This is a genomic window from Dulcicalothrix desertica PCC 7102, from assembly GCF_003991905.1.
GTDB lineage: Bacteria > Cyanobacteriota > Cyanobacteriia > Cyanobacteriales > Nostocaceae > Dulcicalothrix > Dulcicalothrix desertica.
The window spans coordinates 1-23,638 of sequence record NZ_RSCL01000042.1 but is presented as its reverse complement, the minus strand read 5'-3'; the positions used below and the strand labels follow the sequence as shown (position 1 = coordinate 23,638).

The 23,638-nt window shown below is 40.6% G+C and carries 15 protein-coding genes and 1 pseudogene; 7 read left to right on the top strand and 9 right to left on the bottom strand.

The features are described from left to right. Positions 1–21: 21 nt before the first annotated feature. The 6 genes from DSM106972_RS46195 (at position 22) to DSM106972_RS46170 (ending at position 14,444) form a co-directional block, all read left to right on the top strand. On the top strand, positions 22–3,390 hold the full coding sequence (locus tag DSM106972_RS46195) for a non-ribosomal peptide synthetase (RefSeq protein ID WP_127087022.1): 3,369 nt from the start codon (positions 22–24) through the stop codon (positions 3,388–3,390). A gap of 54 nt (positions 3,391–3,444) precedes the next feature. Next, positions 3,445–4,572: a capreomycidine synthase gene (gene vioD, locus DSM106972_RS46190; RefSeq protein ID WP_127087021.1), complete on the top strand. Its 1,128-nt coding sequence runs from the start codon at positions 3,445–3,447 to the stop codon at positions 4,570–4,572. A gap of 76 nt (positions 4,573–4,648) precedes the next feature. Next, positions 4,649–5,683 carry a guanitoxin biosynthesis L-enduracididine beta-hydroxylase GntD gene (gntD, locus tag DSM106972_RS46185; RefSeq protein WP_127087020.1) on the top strand — a complete coding sequence of 345 codons (1,035 nt, stop codon included), beginning with the start codon at positions 4,649–4,651 and terminating at the stop codon, positions 5,681–5,683. 18 nt (positions 5,684–5,701) lie between these two features. Continuing rightward, positions 5,702–7,243, top strand: a complete 1,542-nt coding sequence (locus tag DSM106972_RS46180) for a condensation domain-containing protein (protein WP_127087019.1) — start codon at positions 5,702–5,704, stop codon at positions 7,241–7,243. Between the two features lie 29 nt (positions 7,244–7,272). Then, a complete protein-coding gene (locus tag DSM106972_RS46175; RefSeq protein ID WP_127087018.1) occupies positions 7,273–13,194 on the top strand; it encodes a non-ribosomal peptide synthetase in 5,922 nt (1,973 codons plus the stop codon). An 80-nt stretch (positions 13,195–13,274) separates the two neighbouring features. Beyond that, positions 13,275–14,444, top strand: a complete 1,170-nt coding sequence (locus tag DSM106972_RS46170) for an amidinotransferase (protein ID WP_127087017.1) — start codon at positions 13,275–13,277, stop codon at positions 14,442–14,444. Positions 14,445–14,858: 414 nt separating this feature from the next. Here DSM106972_RS46170 and DSM106972_RS46165 read toward each other — a convergent pair. The 6 genes and pseudogenes from DSM106972_RS46165 to DSM106972_RS46140 form a co-directional block, all read right to left on the bottom strand. Next, positions 14,859–16,205: pseudogene (locus DSM106972_RS46165) on the bottom strand (IS110 family RNA-guided transposase). A gap of 297 nt (positions 16,206–16,502) precedes the next feature. Continuing rightward, complete coding sequence (locus DSM106972_RS46160) at positions 16,503–16,682, bottom strand: hypothetical protein (RefSeq protein WP_127087016.1); 180 nt, start codon at positions 16,680–16,682, stop codon at positions 16,503–16,505. Positions 16,683–16,773: 91 nt separating this feature from the next. Next, positions 16,774–16,962, bottom strand: a complete 189-nt coding sequence (locus DSM106972_RS54475) for a hypothetical protein (RefSeq protein ID WP_127087015.1) — start codon at positions 16,960–16,962, stop codon at positions 16,774–16,776. A 155-nt stretch (positions 16,963–17,117) separates the two neighbouring features. Further along, a complete protein-coding gene (locus tag DSM106972_RS46150; RefSeq protein ID WP_170213649.1) occupies positions 17,118–19,169 on the bottom strand; it encodes an acylase in 2,052 nt (683 codons plus the stop codon). A 112-nt stretch (positions 19,170–19,281) separates the two neighbouring features. Beyond that, the gene (locus DSM106972_RS46145) at positions 19,282–19,521 is read right to left on the bottom strand and encodes a hypothetical protein (protein ID WP_127087013.1); all 240 of its coding nucleotides are present in this window, start codon (positions 19,519–19,521) and stop codon (positions 19,282–19,284) included. 219 nt (positions 19,522–19,740) lie between these two features. Then, a complete protein-coding gene (locus DSM106972_RS46140) occupies positions 19,741–19,980 on the bottom strand; it encodes a hypothetical protein (protein ID WP_127087012.1) in 240 nt (79 codons plus the stop codon). An 82-nt stretch (positions 19,981–20,062) separates the two neighbouring features. Between DSM106972_RS46140 and DSM106972_RS46135 the strand changes: the two genes are divergently transcribed. Further along, positions 20,063–20,284 carry a helix-turn-helix domain-containing protein gene (locus DSM106972_RS46135; protein WP_127087011.1) on the top strand — a complete coding sequence of 74 codons (222 nt, stop codon included), beginning with the start codon at positions 20,063–20,065 and terminating at the stop codon, positions 20,282–20,284. 882 nt (positions 20,285–21,166) lie between these two features. On the opposite strand, the gene frp is transcribed toward DSM106972_RS46135, so the two are convergent. The 3 genes from frp to DSM106972_RS46120 form a co-directional block, all read right to left on the bottom strand. Then, positions 21,167–21,520: a fluorescence recovery protein gene (frp, locus tag DSM106972_RS46130; protein ID WP_127087010.1), complete on the bottom strand. Its 354-nt coding sequence runs from the start codon at positions 21,518–21,520 to the stop codon at positions 21,167–21,169. 185 nt (positions 21,521–21,705) lie between these two features. Beyond that, positions 21,706–22,668 (bottom strand): orange carotenoid protein N-terminal domain-containing protein, encoded by a 963-nt coding sequence (locus DSM106972_RS46125; RefSeq protein WP_127087009.1) that lies wholly within the window; start codon positions 22,666–22,668, stop codon positions 21,706–21,708. Positions 22,669–22,820: 152 nt separating this feature from the next. Then, complete coding sequence (locus tag DSM106972_RS46120; RefSeq protein ID WP_127087008.1) at positions 22,821–23,084, bottom strand: ASCH domain-containing protein; 264 nt, start codon at positions 23,082–23,084, stop codon at positions 22,821–22,823. Positions 23,085–23,638 lie beyond the last annotated feature (554 nt).

Genomic DNA, 23,638 nt, shown 5'->3' with positions numbered 1-23,638 from the left:
TTGTTAAAACAAGAGGTTTAAATGACGACAGATTTTAACAAACGTATTGCAGGTCTTTCCTTAGAAAAACGTAAGCTTCTGATGCAAAAGCTTAATAAAGGAAAGGTTTTACAAACACAAATAAAGCCTCAAAACAGAGATAGTAGCTGTTTTTCTCTATCCTTTGCCCAGGCTAGACTATGGTTTCTCAACGAACTTGAGGCTGAGAGTGTTACCTACAATGAATTTGAGGCTATAGAGATTGTCGGTTTGCTGCGAGTCGATGTTTTAAAACAAAGTTTGGCAGAAATTGTTCGGCGCCATGAAGTTTTGCGTACTACTTTCCGGGTTGTTGATGGGCGCCCAGTCCAAGAAATTACCTGTACTTCAAGCGTAATACCGATTGTGGATTTGCAAGCGTTACCAGAACAGGAGCAGTCAACTGTTGTACAACGGTTGATGGTTAAAGAGCAAAGTTGCCCCTTCGATCTTACTAGTGGTCCTTTGCTGCGAATGACTTTATTAAGGCTGGGGGAAGAAAAGCACTTAATGCTGCTTACCATACATCACATCGTTTGGGATCGATGGTCAACGGGAATATTTATCCAAGAGTTATCTGCACTTTATAAAGCTTTTTCTTGCGGAATGCCTTCTCCCTTACCAGAATTGTCGGTACAATATGCAGATTATGCTGTTTGGCAACAGGAATGGCTGAGTGGGGAAGTGTTAGATACTCAACTTAACTATTGGAAACAACAGTTAGCCGATGCTCCTCCCCTTTTAGAACTTCCTACAGATCGCCCGCGTCCTTCTGTACAAACTTTCCGTGGTGGCGCCCAACAATTTCAACTCAATTCAGATTTAACTCAGAAGCTGAAAATATTGAGCCAACAGTCGGAAGCAACTTTATTTATGACCCTGTTAGCAGCTTTTGCGACTTTACTGTTTCGCTACAGTGGTCAGAAAGACATTGTTATGGGGTCGCCAATTGCTAACCGTAACTATCCAGAAATAGAGCCTTTAATTGGTTGCTTTATCAATTCTTTAGTGCTACGTATAAACATCAAAGAAAATCCAAGTTTTTTAGAGTTGCTTCAACAAGTCCGGCAGGTTGCTTTAGATGCTTATTCCCATCAGGATGCACCGTTTGAAAAATTAGTAGAAGTTTTGCAGCCAGAAAGGAATTTGAGCCATCACCCCTTATTCCAAGTGATGTTTATTTTGCAAAATGCTCCAGTGGGAAGAATGGAAATGCCTGATTTAACCCTAACTCCATTGGAAGTTGAGGACATCGCCGCCAAGTTTGATTTGTCTTTATCAATGATGGAGACCCAAGAGGGGCTTCAGGCACGATGGGACTACAATAGCGATTTGTTTGATGCAACCACAATAACTCGAATGGCGGGATATTTCCAAACTTTGCTTGAAAGCATTGTTGCCAATCCACAGCAACGAATTTCTAACTTATCGCTATTGAAGGAAGCCGAGCAGCATCAACTTTTGGTAGAATGGAACTCTACTAAAACTGAGTCTCCAAATGAGCAATGTATTCATCATTTATTTGAAGCTCAAGTAGAACGGACACCAGATGCAGAAGCGGTGGTCTTTGCAGATCAAAAATTGACTTATCAGGGACTAAATAGTCGGGCTAATCAACTAGCTCGTTACTTGCAAACACTAGGGGTAAAACCAGAGGTACCAGTAGGCGTTTTTGTGGAACGCTCCTTAGAGATGGCAGTAGGACTGTTGGGGGTTCTTAAGGCAGGAGGGGCTTATATACCTTATGACCCGCAATTACCCAAAGAGCGTTTAGCTTATATGCTGTCTGATTCACAAGTACCAATTTTGTTGACTCAGCAGAAACTAGTTAAAGAATTACCTGATTATCAAGGGCGTATTGTTTGTTTGGATACAGAATGGGAAGCAATTGCTACTGAAAGCCAAGAAAATCTTAGTAGTAGCGTTAACCCAGAGAATTTGGCTTATGCAATTTATACTTCAGGCTCAACAGGTCAACCTAAAGGAGTACTAATCACGCACCAATCTTTGGTACATTATGCTTTAGATATTATTAAACAATTTAATCTACAACAAAGCGATCGCTTTTTGCAATTTGCAGCAATTGGCTTTGACGTTGTTGTTGAAGAAATTTTTCCGACTTGGTTAAGTGGCGCCACGGTCGTCCTCCCAGAAAGTAGCGAGATAATTTCTTATGCCGATTTTCTGCAACTCATAGAGCAACAAAAGTTAACAGTATTTGAACTGCCAACAGCTTACTGGAATCAATGGGTATATGAACTATCCCGTTTACAAAAAAGCCCGCCTGCTTGTGTGCGTTTAGTAATTATTGGTGGAGAAAAAGTATCACCAGAACGATTGGCAGATTGGCAAAAGTTTTGCATTCCCTTAATCCACGTTTATGGACTAACCGAAACAACGGTAACATCAACGCTTTATCATATAGCTGGTGGTACAGAAATACAACCAGTTTGGTCTGAGTTACCAATTGGTCGCCCTATTGCCAACACCCAAATTTACATACTTGACTCTAATCTGCAATTGACATGTGTTGGAGTACCAGGTGAGGTATATATTGGTGGTATGGGGTTGGGTCGTGGCTATCTTAATCGTTCTGACCTTACAGCAGAGCGATTTATTCCCAACCCTTTCAGTAATGTCACTGGTGAACGTTTGTATAAAACTGGTGATTTAGCTCGCTACCTGCCTTGTGGAAACCTTCAATTTTTGGGACGATTGGATGAACAGGTAAAAATTCGAGGTTTCCGGATTGAGTTGGGAGAGATTGAGGCAGTTCTAAGCCAGCATCCGTCTGTGCAACAAAGTATAGTTTTAGCGCGTGAGGACGTACCAGGCAACAAGCGTCTGGTTGCCTATATTGTTCCCAAAAAATATCCAAACAACTTCCACCAAACTCTCAGAGATAATCTAAAGCAAAAGTTACCTGAATACATGGTACCTTCTGCCTTTGTGTTGCTCGATTCGCTGCCTCTAACGCCAAATGGAAAAGTGAATCGACGTGCTTTACCGGCGCCAGATCAAACTAGATTGGAGTTAGCAGAAACTTATGTGGCACCTCGTAGCGAAATAGAGCAAACTATTGCTACTGTATGGCAAGAAATACTTCAGCTAAAAAAAGTAGGTATTCACGATAATTTCTTTAATTTAGGCGGACACTCACTAATAGCGACTCAAATAGTTTCGCGTCTAAGTGATGTTTTTCAGGTAAATATACCGTTGCGTTCATTATTTGAATTCCCGACTGTGGCAGGTTTAAGTATAGCTGTTGTACAAAATCAACTTAAACAAGGCAATATCGAAGACATCGGACAATTTCTGGTAGATATTAAAGACCTCTCGGAAGATGAAATAGAGTCAATGCTAACCAGTTAACGCAAAGAAAAATAAACACATTTTATTTCAATTAATACAAAGAAAGGAAGTATAATGAATACAATTCCCCCTGCTCATTTAGAATGCTGGATGAGAAATTATTACTTCAATACTAATATTGATATTAGCAGTAGTAGTGTAGAAAGTTTTTCGCTAGCCGACATTCGCCAACTTACCGACCTTACACAAAAAGAACTTGATAGTGTTGTTTTCAATGACAGTTCTAGCTATGGTAGTTTTGATTTACGTAAGGAAATTGCCTTCCGTTGGGGAAATGAAAACCCCGAACAAGTTATGGTAACTCATGGCTCTAGCGAGGCTATATACTTAATTATGAGTACGCTTCTTAATGCTAATGATGAGGTAGTTGTATTAGACCCTTGTTACCAACAGCTGTATTCTATTGCTGAATCTATAGGATGTAAGTTGAAACCTTGGCGCCTACGACCTGAGTATAATTTTGTTCCTAATATTGAGGAAGTTAAAAGCTTAATCACCCCAAATACTCGTATGGTCGTGGTAAACTTTCCTCATAATCCCACTGGCGCTTCCCTCACTTTAGAGGAACAACAAGAGCTTATTAACGCAGTAGCTGAGGTTGGAGCTTATCTTGTATGGGACGCTGCTTTTGCCGAACTTGTTTATAAAGATTCCCCACTTCCTAATCCCAACTTATGGTACAAAAATTCTATTTCACTAGGAACCCTTTCCAAAGCCTACGGATTGCCAGGATTAAGATTTGGTTGGTGTATAGCTTCATCAAATATATTAGAACGTTTTGTTTATAGGCGCGACTACATCACCCTTCACCTTTCACCATTAGTCGAACTAATTGCACAGAGGGTTATACACAAAGTAGATAGCTTTCTCAATATTCGTTTACATCAAGCACATACCAATTTAAAAATTTTATCTGAGTGGATCTACCGACATAAAGAGTTTGTAGATTGGGCATATCCTCAAGGAGGAGTTTGTGGGTTCTTACGTTTGCACACTATTTCAAACTCCGAAGCATTTTGTCGTTATTTAGCTAACGTTTATGGAGTCTTACTTGTACCAGGTAATTGTTTTAACTATGACAACTATGTAAGGTTGGGTTTTGGAAGCTCTACACCTCAATTAATTGAAGGTCTTAATCGTCTGTCAAAAGCCTTAGTAAATTATCAAGCCAAACCATTGTAACCATTGGTTCACCACTATAGCTGAGAAAAAAGAAACAGCAATACAACAAGCAAACAAAAGAGAAGAAGAAAGTAAAATGGAAAAGATTGTTTTATCCGAGCAAGAAGTAAAGCATATTAAAATAATTCTAGAGAGGCTTACTTCTCAATATACATCAGTAGAAGATGTCGAGTTTCTGAACAATGTCAACACCGAAGCTCATGAACTGCCTAAAAGATTACGTGCATTTATTAATAACTTTAAATTATTAGAACCATCATCAGGGATTTGCTTAATTTCCGGATATCCAATTTCAGATAGTAAAATAGGAAAAACACCATCTCATTGGAAGGATAGACCAGAAACTTCACCTACTTTAGAAGAAGAAATTCTTTTTATGCTATTGGGTTCATTATTAGGTGAAGCTATTGGTTGGTCTACTCAGCAAGCTGGACATATCGTCCATAATATTTGCCCAATTAAGGGTCATGAAAACGAGCAGATTGGTAGTAGTAGTGAACAACCACTTTGGTGGCACAACGAAGATGCATTTCATCCTTATAGAGGTGACTATATTGGTCTAATGTGTTTACGAAATCCAGACCAAGTTCCTACTACTGTTGGAGCTATAGAGAAGGGACAACTCCAACGAGAGCTAGTCCAAACTTTGTTTGAAGAACGTTTTACTATTCATCCAGATGAATCACATTTAGAAAAACATAAGTTTAGCTTAAACACACTGCCAACGAATTGTGAGCAGTTTCTAGAATCTGCCTATAATCGAATAAATAACATGAATATAAACCCCCAAAAACTACCACTATTATATGGTGATTTTGAATCTCCATACATTCGTATTGACCCATATTACATGGATGATTTAGAAAATGATAAAGAGGCAGCAAATGCACTTAACCAATTAGTCAAAGTAATTGAAGGCAACTTAATAAACCTTGTTTTACAGCCAGGAGATTTTTGCTTTATTGACAATTACAAAGCAGTGCATGGTCGAAAAAGTTTCAAAGCGAATTTTGATGGAAAAGACCGTTGGCTTAAACGGATAAACATAACTAGAGATTTAAGAAAATCACGAAGTATTCGTCCGACTGTTACCTCTAGAGTTCTCTTCTAAAAAATTATGCTAATTCATATGAGCGAATTATCACAAAACATTTCAGATATTTCTCCAAAAAAGCTTGCATTGCTTTCTAAACTCCTTAGAGAAAAGGGTCAAAATACTCTCAAAACACAAGTAATTACCCCCCGCAAGAGTGAATTAAACTATTATCCCTTATCTTTCTCCCAACGGCGCCTGTGGTTTTTGAGCCAACTAGAAGAGGGAAGCGATGCTTACAATATGCCTGCTGCTTTACAGTTGACTGGAACAATTGAGATAACTGCTTTGGAACAAACCCTACGGGAAATCGTGCGGCGCCACGAAGTTTTGCGAACCAATTTCGTTGCAATCAATGGCGCCCCAGTACAAGTAATTAATCCTGCTAGGGCAATGACCTTACCATTGGTAAACTTGCAGGCGTTGCCAGAAGTTGAGCAGTCTACCGAGGTGCAACGGTTAGCAATCGCAGAGGGTCAACGACCTTTTGACTTAACTAAGGACCCCTTGCTGAGAGTCACACTATTGCGGCTGAACGAAAAATTTCATGTGCTGCTTGTTACAATGCATCACATTATCTCCGATGGCTGGTCTATTGGGATATTCATTCAAGAGTTTTCCATCCTCTACAAAGCTTTTTCAAAAGGTGCGCCTTCCCCCCTACCAGACTTACCTATTCAATATGCTGATTTCGCTTGCTGGCAGCATCAATGGCTACAAACTGAGGTGCTGGAAACAAACTTGTCTTACTGGAAGAAGCAGCTTGCCAATATACCTATACTGGAATTACCTACAAATCGCCCACGACCCGCAGTCCAGTCCTTTCGCGGGACAAGGCAATTTCTGCACCTGCCTAAAACTCTAACTGAGGAACTAAAAGCATTAAGCCATAGGGAGCAAGTCACCTTGTTCATAACAATGCTTACAGTGTTTCAGATATTATTACATTATTATACGGGTCAGAATGATATTGTCGTAGGTACTGATGTAGCCAACCGTAACCATACTGATATTGAAAAGGTGATTGGCTTCTTTGTTAACCAGTTAGTATTGCGTACAAACCTTAGCGGCAACCCTACTTTTCAAGAATTGCTAACACAAACCCGTGAGGTGTCACTAGAAGCTTATACCCACCAAGATTTACCATTTGATAAACTAGTAGGCGCCTTAAATCTAAAGCGAGATATCAGCCGTACACCCCTGTTTCAGATAAAATTCGTCCTTCAAAATACTCCAATATCAGCCTTAGAATTTTCGGAGCTTAATGTAAGTTTCTTAGAGGTTAATTACGGGACGACAAAGTTAGACCTGCTATTGGACATGGAGGAGACAGAACAAGGGCTAGTTGGAGCGTTGGAATACAACACAGACCTGTTTGAAGCTTCTACCATTGCCCGACTGTTAGAACATTTTGAAATGCTTTTACACAGTGTTGTAACACAGCCGCTAAATACCAGGCTAAATGCACTAGAACAGATACTTGCTGAAGCGGACAGACAAAAACAACTCATTAAAGATAAAAAACTGGAAGAGGCTACTGCCCAGAAGCTAAATAAAGCCAAGCGCAAGTCAATTTAAACATTTGAATATAAAACTGGAGTAGAATTATGCAAAGTTTAACAGGTAATGCTTTTCGGATTTCGCCTCAGCAAAAGCATGTATGGTTGTTACAAGAAAGTGATAACAGCCATAGCTATTTATCTCAAATTGGAGTACACATTGAGGGAGATATTCAGCCAGACATTTTAAAAGCAGCCTTAGAAAGTATCGTTAATCGACAAGAAATTTTTCGTACTAATTTTTATTGCTTGCCTGGAGATACTGTTCCGGTTCAGAGTATAATTGAAAGCAAAACGGTATCGATTTATAATTACGACTTTAGTGGTCTTGCTGCTCAAGAACAACAAACTAAAATAAATGCACTTTTTGAAGAGGCAAGATTACAAGATATTAACCTGGAAAAAAGCCAAATTTTGCATATAGCTTTAATTAAGCTGTCATCATATGAGCATATTTTATTTGTTAGCTTACCAGTTCTTTGTGCAGATTGGGTGACACTCAATAATCTGGTTTATGAAATAGGTCGTTCCTATACAGCTTACTTGCATGGTCAGGAAATATCTGATGAATCAATGCAATATGCAGATATTTCTGAATGGCTGAATGAATTACTTGAGTCAGAAGACACAAAAACAGGAATAGAGTATTGGCGCCAACAAAATATCTCTTCTCTTTTAAACTTGAAACTTCCTTTGGAAAGTCAACCTTCTGGGAAAGAGCGATTTGAACCTCAATCTCTAAGCTTAAACATTAATTCTGATACGGTAGTAAAGATTAAAAAGCTTGCTCAAAAGTATAATACCTCGATTTCTGCATTTTTACTAGCTTGCTGGCAAGTTTTACTTTGGCGCCTAACTGAAAAGTCAGAAGTTGTAATTGGAACCGCCTGTGAAGGGCGTAAACATCAGGAATTGAAAAACGCTTTCGGACTGTTAGCAAAGTATGTACCCATTCATTTTAATCTCAAGGCTAATTTTAAATTCCAAGAAGTTCTAGAACAAATTAGTCGGTCTTTACACAATATCGATACATGGCAAGAGTATTTTGCTTGGGAGCTTGCAGTAACTGATACTGACTTAGCACCACACTTTTTCCCTTTCTGTTTCGATTTTACAGAGCAAGCTGAGAAATATACTACTGGTGACGTATCGTTTTCAGTTTACAAGCAATACGCATGTACAGATAGATTCAAAGTCAAACTTTCTAGTGTTTGTAGAGATGACTTTTTGCTCTTAGATTTTTTCTTTGATTCTAGCTTATTTTTAGTTGATGATATCAAAACTTTGTCAGAACAATATTGTACATTACTGGAAAGTGCTATCAATAACCCTGAAGCTGCAATCTCTGATTTAGAGATTCTTAGTAAGATACAGCAACAGCAGTTGTTAATTGAGTTCAATAATACAAAAACCGACTACCCCGAACACAAATGCATCCATCAATTATTTGAAGAACAGGTAGAACGCACACCAGATAGCATTGCTGTTGTGTTTGAAAACGAGCATTTAACTTACGCAGAACTAAATGCTCGATCCAATCAACTAGCCCATGAACTACAGGAGTTAGGAGTAAAACCAGAAGCATTAGTAGCTATTTACTTAGAGCCTTCCCTAGAAATGGTTATTGGAATTTTTGGTATCCTTAAAGCTGGTGGCGCCTATGTACCGTTAGACTCGTCATATCCACAGGAACGGCTGGCCTTTATGTTAGAAGATGCCCAGGTTCAGCTGGTGTTAACTCAACAAAAGCTTGTAAAAAGTCTTCCCGACAAATCACGAGTAATTTGTTTGGACAAGGATTGGGAAGCAATTACATACGATAGCAACAAAAAGCCAGTTAGTACAGTAAAACCCGAAAATTTGGCTTATGTAATTTACACTTCGGGTTCTACTGGGAAGCCCAAGGGAACAATGATTTCTCACCAAGGACTAGTTAATTATGTAACTTGGTGTGCAAAGGCTTATGCAGTAGCAGATGGGGAAGGCGCCCCAGTGAACTCTTCGATTGGGTTTGACGCAACAATCACCAGCTTATTCTCTCCATTATTAGTTGGGCAGAAAGTAATATTGCTACCAGAGAATCAAAAGATAGAATATCTTAGTAATTTATTAAGCTCTAAAAATGATTTTAGTCTTGTTAAAATTACACCAGCTCATCTGGAAATACTCAGCGAATTGTTACCGCAGAACCAAGTTCCAACTCGAACTAAAGCCTTTATTATTGGTGGTGAGGCTTTACCACCAACAAGTGTTGCATTTTGGCAGACGCACGCACCCCACACTAAATTAATCAACGAATATGGCCCAACAGAAACTGTTGTTGGATGTTGTGTCTATGAGGTTCCGCAGCAAAGCTCCTTGGCAAATTCAATTCCCATTGGTCGTCCGATTGCGAATGTTCAGCTTTATATATTGGATGAATACTTGCAACCAGTTCCTATTGGCGCCAGTGGCGAACTGTATATAGGAGGTGCTGGTATAGCCCGAGGCTATCTCAACCGTCCAGAGTTAACTGCTGAGAAATTTATCCCTAACCCCTTTTGCCAAGAAAAAGGAGGGCGCCTGTACAAGACTGGTGACTTAGCTTGTTATTTACCTGACGGCAACATTAATTTCCTCGGTCGTGTTGACTCTCAAGTAAAAATACGTGGTTTTCGGATTGAATTAGAAGAAATTGAGGCAGTACTTAAGCAACATCCACAGGTACAAAAAGCAGTCGTTATTGTTCGTGAAGACACATTAGGCAATAAACGTTTAGTAGCTTATGTTATTCCTGATCAAAAACAATCCACTACAGGTGAATTGTCCGACTTCGTGAAGCAGAAGTTGCCTGAGTATATGGCGCCAAATATCTTTGTGTTCATTGACACGCTACCCCTGACACCTAACGGGAAAATTAATCACTCTGCCCTACCCGTACCAGATACTAGTAAAAGTTTGGAAAAAGACTTTGTGCTACCCCGCACCCAAACGGAAGAAATTTTAGCCACTATTTGGACTCAAGTTTTGGGACTAAAACAAGTCAGCATTTACGATAACTTCTTTGAACTGGGTGGGGATTCGATCCAGAGCATCCAAATTACTGCTCGCGCGAACCAAGCTGGTTTGCAGATCAGTCCAAGGCAGCTTTTTCAGCACCAAACCATTGCCGAGTTAGCAACTGTAACCGAGACGATCCCCTTTGTTCAAGTGGAACAAGATACAATCGTAGGCTCAGTACCATTAACACCTATCCAACATTGGTTTTTTGAACAAAATCTTCCCGAACAACATCACTTTAACCAATCGCTTCTACTAGACTTGCAGCAGGATTTTGATCCTGATCGATTGGAAAAAGCCATACAACAATTAATTATCCACCACGATGCGCTCCGGCTACATTTTGTGCAAGAAGCCTCACATTGGCAGCAATTCAACGCCGATACCAATGTCGCTGTATCTCTTGATCGAGTTGATTTGTCAGCACTGTCAGAAGCAGAACAAAAACTAGCCTTAGAGGCAGCAGCTAATGACTTACAGGCGAGTTTGAACCTGTCAAATGCACCACTGATGAGAGTCACTTTATTTGACCTCGGCTCTGCTCAACCAAATAAGTTACTGTGGGTTATCCATCACTTAGTAGTGGATGGTGTTTCCTGGCGCATTTTGCTAGAGGATTTGCAAACTGTTTACCAGCAGCTTAATCAAGGTGAGCCAATCGCTTTACCTCCAAAAACGACCTCTTTCAAACATTGGTCACAATCTTTAAGCGAGTATACACAATCACCAGAGCTAGAGGAGGAACTGAAGTACTGGCTAGCAAAACCTCGGTTTGAGGTTCCCTCTCTACCAGTAGAGCATTTGTTTGTTAAAGAGAATAATACTGTCGCATCGAGTCGTACAGTATCTGTGGCGCTAAGTAGTGCAGATACCAAAGCTTTGCTACAGGAAGTACCACAAGTATACAATACTCAAATTAACGATGTACTGCTAACAGCCTTAGTGCTAGCTTTTAATTCGTCGTTCGGAAAAAGGCGCCTATTAGTTGACTTGGAAGGACACGGACGAGAAAACCTCTTTCAAGGGGTAAACCTATCACGCACAGTTGGGTGGTTTACAACAATTTTCCCAGTGCTGTTAGATTTGGAGGAGACAATCATTCCAGGAGAAGCCTTAAAATCTGTCAAAGAACAGTTGCGCCAAATTCCTAAGCAGGGGATAAACTACGGTCTATTGCGTTACTTAAAGCAAGATAAAGCAATTTCCGCGCGACTACAAGCTATGCCCCAGGCTGAAGTACTTTTTAACTACCTTGGTCAATTCGATACAGTAATATCATCGAGTTCACTATTTGAAATTGCACAACAGTCCATCGGAGCAGAGTCTAACCCACAAGGCAACCGTAGTCATCTACTGGAAATAAACGCTTTGGTAAGTGGAGGACAACTGCAATTGAATTGGACATACAGCGAAGCGGTTCATCATCGGGCAACAATTGAAAACCTCGCTCAAGAGTTTATAGCAGCATTGCAAAACCTTATCGTTCATTGCCAGTCACCTGAAGCAGGTGGCTACACACCTTCAGATTTTCCCTATTCTGGACTTAATTTGCAGAAAATTAAGAAATTACTTGGCAACAACCGACAAATTGAAGATATCTATCCCGCCTCGCCCCTACAAGATGAGATGATATTTGAGTTTACGGAATATTATGAAGATTCGCAACCGGGAATATTTCTATCTCGTCTGCATTTGGAGTTACATGGCGCCTTAAATGTCCCGGCGTTCAAACGTGCTTGGCAGGAAGTTGTAGCTCGACATTCGATTTTCCGTACTGCTTTTTTATGGGAAGAACTAGATAAATCGCTCCAGGTTGTATATAAACAAGTTACACTACCTTGGGAGCAACAAGATTGGCGCGGGTTATCTCCGAAAGTGCAGTCCAAGCGTTTGAAAAAATTCTTAGGAAAAGAACTGAATCAAAGCTTTGACCTTTCTAAAGCGCCACTGATGCGCTTTGATATTATACAAACGGCTGAAAATGTCCATCAATTTATATGGACTCAACACCAATTATTAACGGATGGATGGTCTTTATCTCTTGTCTTCAAAGAAGCTAGTATCTTGTACAGAGAATTCTGCCAAGGCAAAGATGTATATTTAGAAAAACCCCGTCCTTACCGGGATTACATCGCTTGGTTACAGGAACAAGACCTATTAAAAGCTGAGAAATTATGGCGCCAGGAATTACAAGGTTTAACTAAGTTAACTACTGTAGATGTTGACGAAGAACCTAGTCCTTTTTCAGACGAGGAGGAATATTACAATACGCGAGAAATCGCCCTATCACAACTAACAACAACAGATATTAACACTTGGGTACAACAACATCATCTAACTTTAAACACAATTGTGCAAGCGGTTTGGGCATTGCTTTTGAGCCGCTACTCTAAGCAAGAACAAGTTCTTTTTTGGACTGTTGTTTCTGGTCGTCCTGCAACTGTGACAGGAGTTGAGGAAATGGTAGGACTTTTCATTAATGAAGTTTTTCTGCAACTACAAGTATCTGTTGAAAACCCATTGCTCAGTTGGCTCAAAGAAATCCAAATTAAACATGCTAAATTACGCCAGTACGATTACTTTCCTTTAATAAGTCATGTTGAAGAGTGGGTTAAGATGCCTGAATCGCCTTGGTTCGATAGCTTATTAATATTTCAGAATTACCCAGTCATAGATGCCTTGCAAGAGTTGCCGGATAATTTAGAAATAAAATTCATTGATTATGATGAAAAATTAGACTATCCCCTGATGGTAAAAGTAGTGCCTGGTGTCGAGTTAAATATTGCGATTTCGTATTCTTGTCAATACTTTGACGCTGATGAAATTAATTGTTTACTTGGAGATTTTAAGAATGTGTTGGAAACAATTATTGCAGTCAATCCACAGGAGAAAATTTCGGTGCTAAAACAAAACCTCTTTCATCGTAAATGAATATCCACATATTTGTAAGGTGGCTTAAGCCACCCTACTTTCACCCTACTTTCATCCAAACTATCATCCAATAACTAAAAATGGAAACACTTTTACAACTCAAACCAACCCCAAGCTTAGTATCTAACCAACAGCTACCAGTCGTTAACAGCTACAACGAATGGGACCCCTTAAAAGAAGTTATTGTTGGTCGCGTTGAAGGCGCCGCAGTTCCAAAATTAGAGCCAGCTTTGGAAACCAACTCATATCCAAGCAACTTGTGGTTTTTCCAAAAGTATGGGGGTCAACCGTTCCCACAAGAACTTATAGAAGCTGCCGCTAAAGAATTGAACGAGTTTTGCCGGATTTTAGAAGCGGAGGGTGTGACGGTGCGGCGCCCTGATGTCATCGACTTTACTCAGCCTTACAAAACTCCAGATTTTGAGGCGAATGGGTTCTATGCCGCTATGCCTCGCGATATCCTGATCGTTGTTGGCAATGAGATTATTGAAGCCCCAATGGCTTGGCGCTCCCGCTTTTTTGAATACCGCGCATACCGCTCTTTGATGCTTGATTACTTACGGCGGGGGGCTAAGTGGACAACGGCGCCTAAGCCTTCCATGTCAGACGAATTTTATGATGTTGACTTCGCCACAAAACCCGTAGAAGTACGGTATGCCCTGACTGAAAAAGGGCATTTTGTGAGCCGAGATACTGAACCCAGCTTCGATGCGGCTGATATTGTGCGCTTTGGGCGAGATTTGTTTGTCCAGCGTAGCCACGTTACCAACAACATAGGAATTACTTGGCTCAAACGGAATCTAGGCGACAAATTCCGGGTTCATGAAATCAACTTCCCAGACTTAAATCCAATGCACATTGACGCTTCCCTAGTTCCTCTCAGACCAGGATTAGCTTTAATTAACCCTGCCAGACCTTGCATCCAAACTGATCTTTTCAAAAAAGCCGGCTGGGATTTAGTAGAAGCCGCTCCTTCTACCCTTCCCGACAACTGGCCTATGTATATGTGCAGTAGTTGGGTGTGCATGAATATCTTGAGCTTAGACCCCGAAACAATTGTTGTGGAAAAACAAGAGCAACCCATGCAGAAGCTTTTAAAAGATTTAGGTTTTAAAGTGATTCCCGTTGATTTCCGTCATGTCTACACTTTCGGCGGGTCATTCCACTGCGCTACTTGTGACGTGCGGCGCGAGGGTCAACTCGAAGAATACGGCTTCTCTAACCCCGTTGAAGATGAGCTTGAGGGATAGAAATTTTTTTGAAATCTGATCCCCCCTGACCCCCCGCAGGTACAAGATATGATCCCCTCACTAGCGCGCTTCGTGCGTTAGTGAAACATAAAAGAAACACATTTGACTTGCCTCACTAATTTGCTTGATACCAGTAGTATTAATTTTTTGTAACCCAACTTTCGCTTCACCAATTTGTTTGCTTCTTCTAAGAAACACATCCCCGGAGCAATAGATTTGGTAGGAGCGTAACGATTTAAATTGGCGGTTAAATTTTCATGATAATTATCACGCTTGATTATCAAAAAACAGCGCACGAGATGAGCGTTTTTATATGGACGAAGTGATTGGGAGTTAAGCCGTCGCCTTAGTCATGCAATGAAAGCATCTTATACAGCGCACTGTTCCTCAGTGATTGTAGGTTGAGCAACTAAATCAAACCCCTGCATCGTGAGCTTTTTTCTTTAAGTTGTTCACCATACGTTCATGGAACTTTTGTTCATAAGCATCAACACCTGGGTCTACATAGGCTGCTCCTGATGTCCAAAGACGGTAGAAAATACGTGCTTTCTTTGTGAGCCGCCGCAGTAATTGCCGAGGAGCGCCCCCATGCGAGATTGCATTCGTCTGTAAAAACCACCTAGGGCTGAATCGCTGCGACAAAGTGTTTGTGCTGCCATACGGAAAGCATTGGCAGCCCGATTGATAACAGGGCGAGTTTTGGAGCTTTTGACTTTGCCACCAGTTACACGACTACCTGGACACAACCCCAACCAAGAAACGAAATGCTTAACCGTAGGAAAACGAGATGGGTCTAATCCGACTTCAGACAATATAACCAATACAGTTAAAGCTCCAAGACCGTTGATTTGAGTAAAATCAACGCCTGTAATTCGGTATTGCAGGAGTACGTAAATCAAACTGGGGAGCATTTCCTGGTTGCTTTTTGCCACGACGTTTTGGCGAGCCCGCGAGGATTAATTTTAACGTCTATTTTATCTGCAAACCGAGCTAGACACTCCTCTATTTGAGCATCGCATTCAGTTATTTGTGTCTGGTAGAATTTATAAAGTCCTAGTTCCTGCGACAAAACAAACACAAGTTCTGGTCTATAGTCTCCAGTCAAAGCAGCAGCAATACTCGTACAACTTGCTCTAATATGTTCGTCTTTTAGTTCAGCTAACTTCTTTGGGTCACGCTCACCAGAAACAATGGCATTGATAATTGCCATACCTGTAGTACCTGTAATATCACTAATAACTCGGTGTAGTTGTATATTCATTTCAGTCAAAGCTTTTTGCATCCTTTGTACGTGGACACAAGCACTTTTAATTAAGTTGTCCCGTTGTCTCATGTAACTACGGAGGACACAAATTTGGTCGTCTGGACGCTTCGGAACCTGCCAACAAACCGTAAGTATGCAACTGTTGTAACCACTGGCAATCTAGTACGTCAGTTTTACGACCTGGTACAGTTTTTACGTAATGAGCAAAAACATCGTTTTACTTCAAACCCGCTACTTTCCAGAATTTGAAATACAGGTATCCAATAAACTCCCGTTGATTCCATTGCCACTGTTTCAATTCGGCATGATTTTAACCAGTTTGCCATCGCATACAAGTCAGCAGTAAAACAGCCGAAACTCCGTACAAAATCTTTATCCCTGTCTACGGGAACACTTACCCAGTGTCTATCTGCACCAATATCTATACCTGCCGCATTCAGGTTAATTAGTGGTAAATTAGAATTTGGTGATTTTGATTGCAATTCTTTTTTGCTCATGGTGACCTCCGTCATCGCAATCGCATTTCTGAACAGTAAATAAGTACCCTAACCTGAGTGTGGTGTCCAAATCTAATCTTCGCGCACGGGATAGTGATGTTCAACACTCACTTCACCAATAAATTCACCTTTTTCACTCAGAACCAGGCTCATATACGGGCGTAACTAACACCACTGTAAACACGGTTTTGACTGTCAGGGTAACTACTAATTATAGTATCAATCTCTAGAATTTTCCTTAGTATTCCTTGTGTTTCTTTCATATATCACTTGCGGCGTAGTCCGCTAGTCGGAGGCTCATATCTTGCACCTGGAAATATTGATGTCAAAACCATAACTACGTGCAAGGTGAATCAAACGCTCAATACTAAGTAAAAGAAGAGACACTACTAGTTGAGGGAAAAAAGATTCGAGAGCATTTTTTGCAGCCTCTCCCCAATCAGGTATGGCGGACGACTGGGTGAGCAAATGACTCATGTCCAAAACCTCGTAGAGACGCGATTTATCGCGTCTCTACATGTACCACAAATACACAAATTCGCTGTATTTAGCAAGATATGCATAAATACTAACAGTAATCTTTAAATTTTTCGTTAACATCGTCAGTATTCAGTCCAAATTGTTCAAGGCTATAGCGATGAACACCATGTTTGTGTTGCTGATTTTCTCTAATATACTGTTGGATGTTTTTTTCCATCTGCTCAGAGTAGTTGTGATCAAAATATTCGTAGATTTGCTTTACTATACGCTGCACCACATTTTTGTAATTCCATAATTAGCTCTCGCAACTAGATTTGCAAATTTACTATAACAATTGTTTTAGTTCTAATCTACTTATTTTTGTGTTTGGTTGGAATGCTTTCTATATGATCAATATGTATGAGTGAAATCAAAATATTCACTTTCAGAAAGTTATAGAACTTCGCGCTTGACCAAATTGGCTTGAATTTCTTGTCGGGTTCGCAAAACTTGCCGCAACTCTTTACGAGCGAATAACTTCAACTGGTCACCTATGTGCTGCGACTTAGGTTGAGTAGCGTTGCCATAGCTGGTGAGTGCCATAGCTTTTACTGGATTGGAAAATTCAATCGCAGCGACATAACTATCGCCTTCTAAGGGGGCAAATCGTCCATCTGAAGTAGGTGCAAAATCGAGAACCCGGAAGATACCGAGATTTCCATCACCTCCATTGGCGGGTAAATCGATTTTTTGATAGCGCAACCGGAAGACCTCTCCCCACGGTACATCAAGCGCACCATAAGATTTTTCTACAATGGTAGCAGCTGCATTAAGGGCAGTTACTGCGTTCTTTGGATCTGCTAAACCATCGGGTGTGGTGAGTGGAGATTTCTCGTTCCAAGGAATAGCGAATGATTCGTCTAAGTCGATTTTATTAACCCAAAAGGAAAAGAGTACGGCGCCACGGCTATTGGCATCGGCTTGACGATCCCAAGTTTGCAGTACATCAGCTGCCCGCCGCACTAAGGAGTTATTTGATTCGCGTGCAACGGGAATTAGCTCATCAAGCAGGCGATCGGCTAGTTCCATGCGTGTTGAGTGCTTATATTTAATCATTTCTTGGAAAGAGATTTGTTCATCTTCAGCTAGCATCTTGGCTGAACGCTGTGCCCGGAAGGACATAGGACTGCGTGGCGCCATGTAAGATGGATATTTATCTGGGTTAAGCACCTGTGGAAATGTTGTTGTCCAAGGCGGGTCGTTTGCATTTTGTAACCAACCGCTTGGTGGATCGAGTACGCGCGGTAGGTCATGGTAAGGGTGAGTTTTAGTCCATAAAGTAGTAGAAGTATTCCCAGGAACAATGCCCGACCAGTATTCAAAATCGCCTTGAGAGTGAACTGGGACAAGACCGTTAAACAAGTGCATGATATGCCCTTCTCGATCCGCGTACAATACTGTAAACATAGGCAACTGCAAGCGCTTAAGTGCAGTCTCAAACTCGGTAAGATTTGTAGCACGCCCCATATCCCACCACTGCTCTAGTACATTAGGGTGATCTAATCCGACAACTCGGAGTGCAACAGTTTTGTTATCTTTTCCTTTAATAACAGGTCCGTGTATTGAGCGCTTTACGACAAGTTTTTCCGAGCGTAGCGTGGCATCATTTTGCTTTACCTTTAAAATTTGTTCTTCTGTCTCAAAGGCTTTAACTTTGCCGTCAAAACGGTAGCCTCCGTCAGACAGCGTAAGTTCGTAAGCATCCCAACCATCGTGTGTGTTCACAGTGTGAGTCCAGCCTAAATAATCGTTGAAAGCAATAGCTAGAACAGGAACACCAACAAGTGCTGCACCGTAAGTATTAATACCAGGGGCAGTTAGATGGGTTTCATACCAGAGAAATAAATTTGACCAAGGAAGATGTGGGTTTGCCAGTAGCATCGCGTTACCACTAGCAGAATGTGCTGGTGCGATTGCCCAGCCGTTAGAACCTACTGAAGGAGCTTTATCACTTATACCAGCAAGGTCTCGTGGATCTACTACAAAAGTGAAATTAAGTACACGTTGAGTATGAGCTAGCAAGTCCACCCCATTGATTGGTAGTACAGCTTTTGCTTCTTCATCAATCTGATCGGCATGTTGTTGAGCATAAGTATTAATTCCGGCAGCAAAGGCATCAAGATACTGACGAAATTTCGGATTTTGTGCGTTGTACCAAGAGCGAGCGCGAACCGGGATACCCATTGTTCTCACCCATTGATCTGATTTTAAGTACTTCTCCCCGAAATATTCGCCGGCTCGTCCGCGCGCCTGTCCGTATAGGCGTAAAATCAGGTTCCCATGACTTTGCATTTGTGCCCAACCAAACGCATAAAAAGCGCTTTGTGCATCTTTGCCGTAAACATGGGGAATACCATAAGTATCCCAAAGTATTTCAGTTGTTCTTAACCCAAAGGTAGGATTATAACTTCCTACCAGTAAAGTCAGAATAAAACTAAAAATCATGAGAATTAATAGTAAACATGGCAACAATTTTTTTTTAGAAATCTCCAGTGAATATCTTAGATGGGTAAACATAATGTTTAGTGCTTATAATTTTGAATTGCTTTAAAATTATTTATGTGTAGACTTTTTTCAAGATTGGTTGATTAGAGGCGCCAGGATAAAGAGCGTTTGTACCACCACATCCAGTTAAAAATAATCCAAGACTAGAAACAGTAATGAGCAGTGCATTGTACCGAATAATTGCTTGTCTTGACTTAATACGGTTGTTAGAACCTGTTTTTTCCATATATGGCATCGTCAGCAACGTAAAACTTCTAATTACTAATTGGTTCCAATCAAATTTTTTATTCATCCGGTTTTATCAAAGCTAGCAGAAGCACTTGGTGACAAGGTAATCAGCTTCTGCTGCTCAAAGCACTATTACTTCTCGGCAGGGCAAATGCATCTTAAATTGGCTTAGGGTAAGGAATAGGGGTTACAGAACAGCGTCAACTCTCTCCAAGTACAACTATCAAACAATGCTCAACTATTTAACTATATAAAAATAAAACTAATTCCTTCTTAAAAAAGATTAATATAATACATAAATACTAAAATTTAACAAAGGCGAAGGGTATGGCGTAGCTATGCCCCAGCCACGGGCGCCTGTATTTTCTACAGAATCAACCTCATACCCGTCTGGAAGTTGCTCAAATTGCTCATGGTCATGCTGCTCAAGTTTTATGAGTACTTGAGAGTCAACAATAATTTGGGTCATAATAGATTTAACCTGTACTAACTGGTTAACATAAGGGCGAAGTCCGAGTGGCATTGGTACATTCGCCTTTATGCTTATATACTACTAACCCATTCGTACAAATGCAATACTATAAATAGATTATTAGTTGTTATATATGACTCTAAAAGAATTAAGACGTAAAGCAGGATTGAGGGCTGAGGAAGTGGCTGCGTATGTAGGTGTCTCATATGCGACAGTTCGCAACTGGGAGCAGGGGAGAACAATTCCAACACTTAATATTCTCCAAACAGAGAAGCTACTAAACCTTTATGGAGCATCGTTTGATGAATTTGCATCTGCGGTGAAAGCCACTAACACTAATTTAGTAAGCACCTAAACACATAATTTATACATAAATACTTGCTTTGGTACAGAAGCTTACTGTACTGTCAAGTTTTTGTATGTAAAATTAAAGACTTAAATTTAACTGATGGAACAGGCGCCGTTACAGAACAGAAGCTTGAACCACGGCTTATGATGTATGTGAGCGAGAGTTGTAACAAATGCCATAACACGCGCTTGTTATAGATACAGTCAGGAAAAGCAGGCGCCTATTTAACTCTTACCTTATTCTCCGCGCTTGAGTAATTATTCTAGTACTTTCCATGTAATACGGCGCCAATATTATAAATACTCAGATATCTAAATATCTAAGTACGCAAAAAGCAGGCGCCACTGTTACATATATTTTCTGACTGCATCCGCTGCCAAAGCTACTTGTAAGAATTTAATCGTTACATGAATAATTAGTAACAGACGCCTATATATAGATACATCTCGAATTCCCCACTCTGCAATACATCAGTACCGAATACAGGCGCTGCTACATTTCAGAACTAAGGGTAATACTTAAACTACAAGAACTCCCTCAGCATTTATTTAGATACATTACAATTTGGAAAGGCGCCTGTTGTCCTTAGAACATTGTGCGAATATTTTTATGAACATTATTACTACTCCACTTCTACTCCCAAAATATTGCACGAACTAAAGTACTATAATTTGGGATACAGGATTTCCCGCATCCAAGCTTATGGTTAGATGTGACTATAGATATCTGGATATTCATAAATAACAGGCGCCGCCGACATGCAGTAACTTATTGAAAGTTTGCCAACTATGAAATTATTGGCATTCCTGATTGTTTTATAGATGAAAGCAATTGCAAACTATTTTGATACTGGCAAGACTTTAATTTGACCTGTGACCAAAAGTTACTTCACATCTTGGAAAGGGCGCCAATTTTGGCGAGCTTTAAGGAGTCCAATCCTTCCAGTTCCTGAAGTTGCAGCCAGCCTTCTTTAACTAATTGGGCAAACACCATAATCAAAAAAGGATAGCGAAAATCGTATTTACCATCAAGGTCGTGTCGTCTTGCACTTAAAAAATCGTGTAAATGCCACATATCATCGATAGTAGTAATAATGTTTGCCCTCGAGCGAACCGATTGCATCAATCCAGCACTTTCCCGCTCGTAGGCTAGGTCAAAACAGTGATGCGCGGTTGTCTGCTCCTGCAAAGACCAACCGTTCTCAATTCCTTCGTTACTAATTTCAACTTCCCGAACGTCCATAAACTTACCACCACAAAGTTACTTAATTCCCCTACAATCCTCACATTGAGAATTGGTAGCGTCAATAATCGTTTAAATTCTCAGTAATTAAATAATTATTTGTACAATCCGTACAAAAGCCTACATAACCGCTTTCCAACGAAAGGCAATTTGATTATGGATAAAGCGAATTGTTTATAGTGGGCTTAACGACTTAGGTTGAGCAACTCCTTAGAAGAAGCCAATAAATCGATTGCCACAAAGAAAATCTGATTTTCTGGATTGAGCAGAAATCGCCAAGCAATATTCATGCCCACATCTTGTCCAAACCAAGGAGTTTGCACTTTGCCAGTTACTTTAATCCGGGTATAACCATCTTCCGTAGGTTCGGTAACTCCCCGTTCTGGCATCAATTTTAAGTTCTGGCAGTCTTCCCGGAAAAAGCGGAGAATCTCCGAGCGACCCACAACTGGACGCTCGAATGGAGGTTGTAAACCACCGTCGGGAGCAAACATTTGAATCAAGGCATCGAATTGATTGGCGTTCATGTTGTTCATGTATTCCAAAATTATCGGGTTTTCGACACCAGGAATCGCCGTAATTCGGTTTGAAGAGGATATTTCTTGGGGTGGGGCTACAGGTTCGGCAACGCGACTGTAACTACCTAATTGGGATGCGTCAAAGCCCATGTCCACCACTGTATTGCGAAGAACGGTAATTTGTTGACCGGGGTCTACATTGCGAATTGCTTGCAAGACTGCCAGGGCATTGCCTGAAAGTTGGTAACCTTGGGGTATTGGGCTGACAATCCCCGCTTCCATCCACTTCCCTAGTTGGAACCAGAAGCCGAGTTTGATATTTACCGACCAGGTTGCGTAGATGCGACAAATGGGTCGATCCGTACCGCTCGCTAGGTCGCGCATTAATTCTTCTTGCTCGGTAAAACTCATCCGCTCGATTTGACTGAGGGTGCTACTCACAAATTGCATGTTCACTGCATCGGGAGTTGCGATTGAGAGTTTTTTGCCCATTTCCAAATAGGCAAACCAAATTAATGCCAATCTATCTTCAATTGTCAATTGCTTGAAACGGGCGACAATCGCTGGAACTACATCCGCTGCAAGTGTTTCAGGGAAAATATGACGGGCTGATTCGATGCTAATTGACATCCCTTTGCACTCCAAGAAAACTAATTAACTTTAGTTTACACAAAAGTTACTACCATAATCTCACAAAACTAGAACAGGCGCCGTTTTTAAGAATAGGCGCCAACTGAAAGTTTTTGATTATTAATCAGTTTAATTAGGGTGCGGTAGTTAAGCTATTTTGTACTATACATGATTTCGGCGCCTTGAATGACTATAAAAAGTTTGCCAACTATAAAATTATTAGCATTCCTGACTATATCAATCAAAAAACAATATTCATCACTGGCTTTTGATAAAGACGCATGTACCAGCACCCAACCTCTACGTTTAGTAGGTTGTGTTCTATATTCTTCTTTTTTCAAGCCAACACAGATAGCATATGCGAATCGTGCATGGATACTAATAGCTTTTAAATTAGTTGGATAATTAATTTCCATTTTTTACAATATCTTAGGACAGGCGCCTGGAAGATTAACAGGGGTGCGGCTCGTTCTTAGCAGGATACGCCCTTAAATAGCGAAGTATGGCTAAGGTGTATTAATAAAGTCACTTTACTAATACATAACTGTTCTTGATATGTGGGTGTAAGTCCCACCCTTGAGGAGTACAAGTGAATCTCTACCTGCCCAGAGTGACCGAACTCGGAATTTCGGAGGCTTAAGCTAGGGTGTTGACTCTGTACCTTTTTAGGGGGTAAAAGTTCACGCAAAATCTGTGATGTCAACTTTGGTCAAAAACCCAAGCTAAACAGGCTTTTGAGTGATAAATTTATTGGCACAATTAGAGCGTGAATAAAAAACGGTCAAAAACCATCAAAGTCAACAGCCTAGGCTTAAGCTGGGAACAGGACGCAATCAGAGATAAAGCAGGTAAGTTATTGGACAATTTGAATGTACCAATTAAATGGAGTAACAGGGCAAACGCATCTTAAATGGGCTGTGGGCAAGGAATAGCGGTCAGACAGTAATGCCGATTCTATTCAAATACAACT

Coding starts and splice junctions, on each gene's coding strand:
- DSM106972_RS46160 (WP_127087016.1), bottom strand. CDS start 16,682: ATGAGTCATTTGCTCACCCAGTCGTCCGCCATACCTGATTGGGGAGAG.
- DSM106972_RS46125 (WP_127087009.1), bottom strand. CDS start 22,668: ATGTCAATTAGCATCGAATCAGCCCGTCATATTTTCCCTGAAACACTT.
- DSM106972_RS46195 (WP_127087022.1), top strand. CDS start 22: ATGACGACAGATTTTAACAAACGTATTGCAGGTCTTTCCTTAGAAAAA.
- DSM106972_RS46120 (WP_127087008.1), bottom strand. CDS start 23,084: ATGGAAATTAATTATCCAACTAATTTAAAAGCTATTAGTATCCATGCA.
- DSM106972_RS46175 (WP_127087018.1), top strand. CDS start 7,273: ATGCAAAGTTTAACAGGTAATGCTTTTCGGATTTCGCCTCAGCAAAAG.
- DSM106972_RS46150 (WP_170213649.1), bottom strand. CDS start 19,169: ATGATTTTTAGTTTTATTCTGACTTTACTGGTAGGAAGTTATAATCCT.
- DSM106972_RS46135 (WP_127087011.1), top strand. CDS start 20,063: ATGACTCTAAAAGAATTAAGACGTAAAGCAGGATTGAGGGCTGAGGAA.
- gntD (WP_127087020.1), top strand. CDS start 4,649: ATGGAAAAGATTGTTTTATCCGAGCAAGAAGTAAAGCATATTAAAATA.
- frp (WP_127087010.1), bottom strand. CDS start 21,520: ATGGACGTTCGGGAAGTTGAAATTAGTAACGAAGGAATTGAGAACGGT.
- DSM106972_RS46140 (WP_127087012.1), bottom strand. CDS start 19,980: ATGCCACTCGGACTTCGCCCTTATGTTAACCAGTTAGTACAGGTTAAA.
- vioD (WP_127087021.1), top strand. CDS start 3,445: ATGAATACAATTCCCCCTGCTCATTTAGAATGCTGGATGAGAAATTAT.
- DSM106972_RS46180 (WP_127087019.1), top strand. CDS start 5,702: ATGAGCGAATTATCACAAAACATTTCAGATATTTCTCCAAAAAAGCTT.
- DSM106972_RS46145 (WP_127087013.1), bottom strand. CDS start 19,521: ATGAATAAAAAATTTGATTGGAACCAATTAGTAATTAGAAGTTTTACG.
- DSM106972_RS46170 (WP_127087017.1), top strand. CDS start 13,275: ATGGAAACACTTTTACAACTCAAACCAACCCCAAGCTTAGTATCTAAC.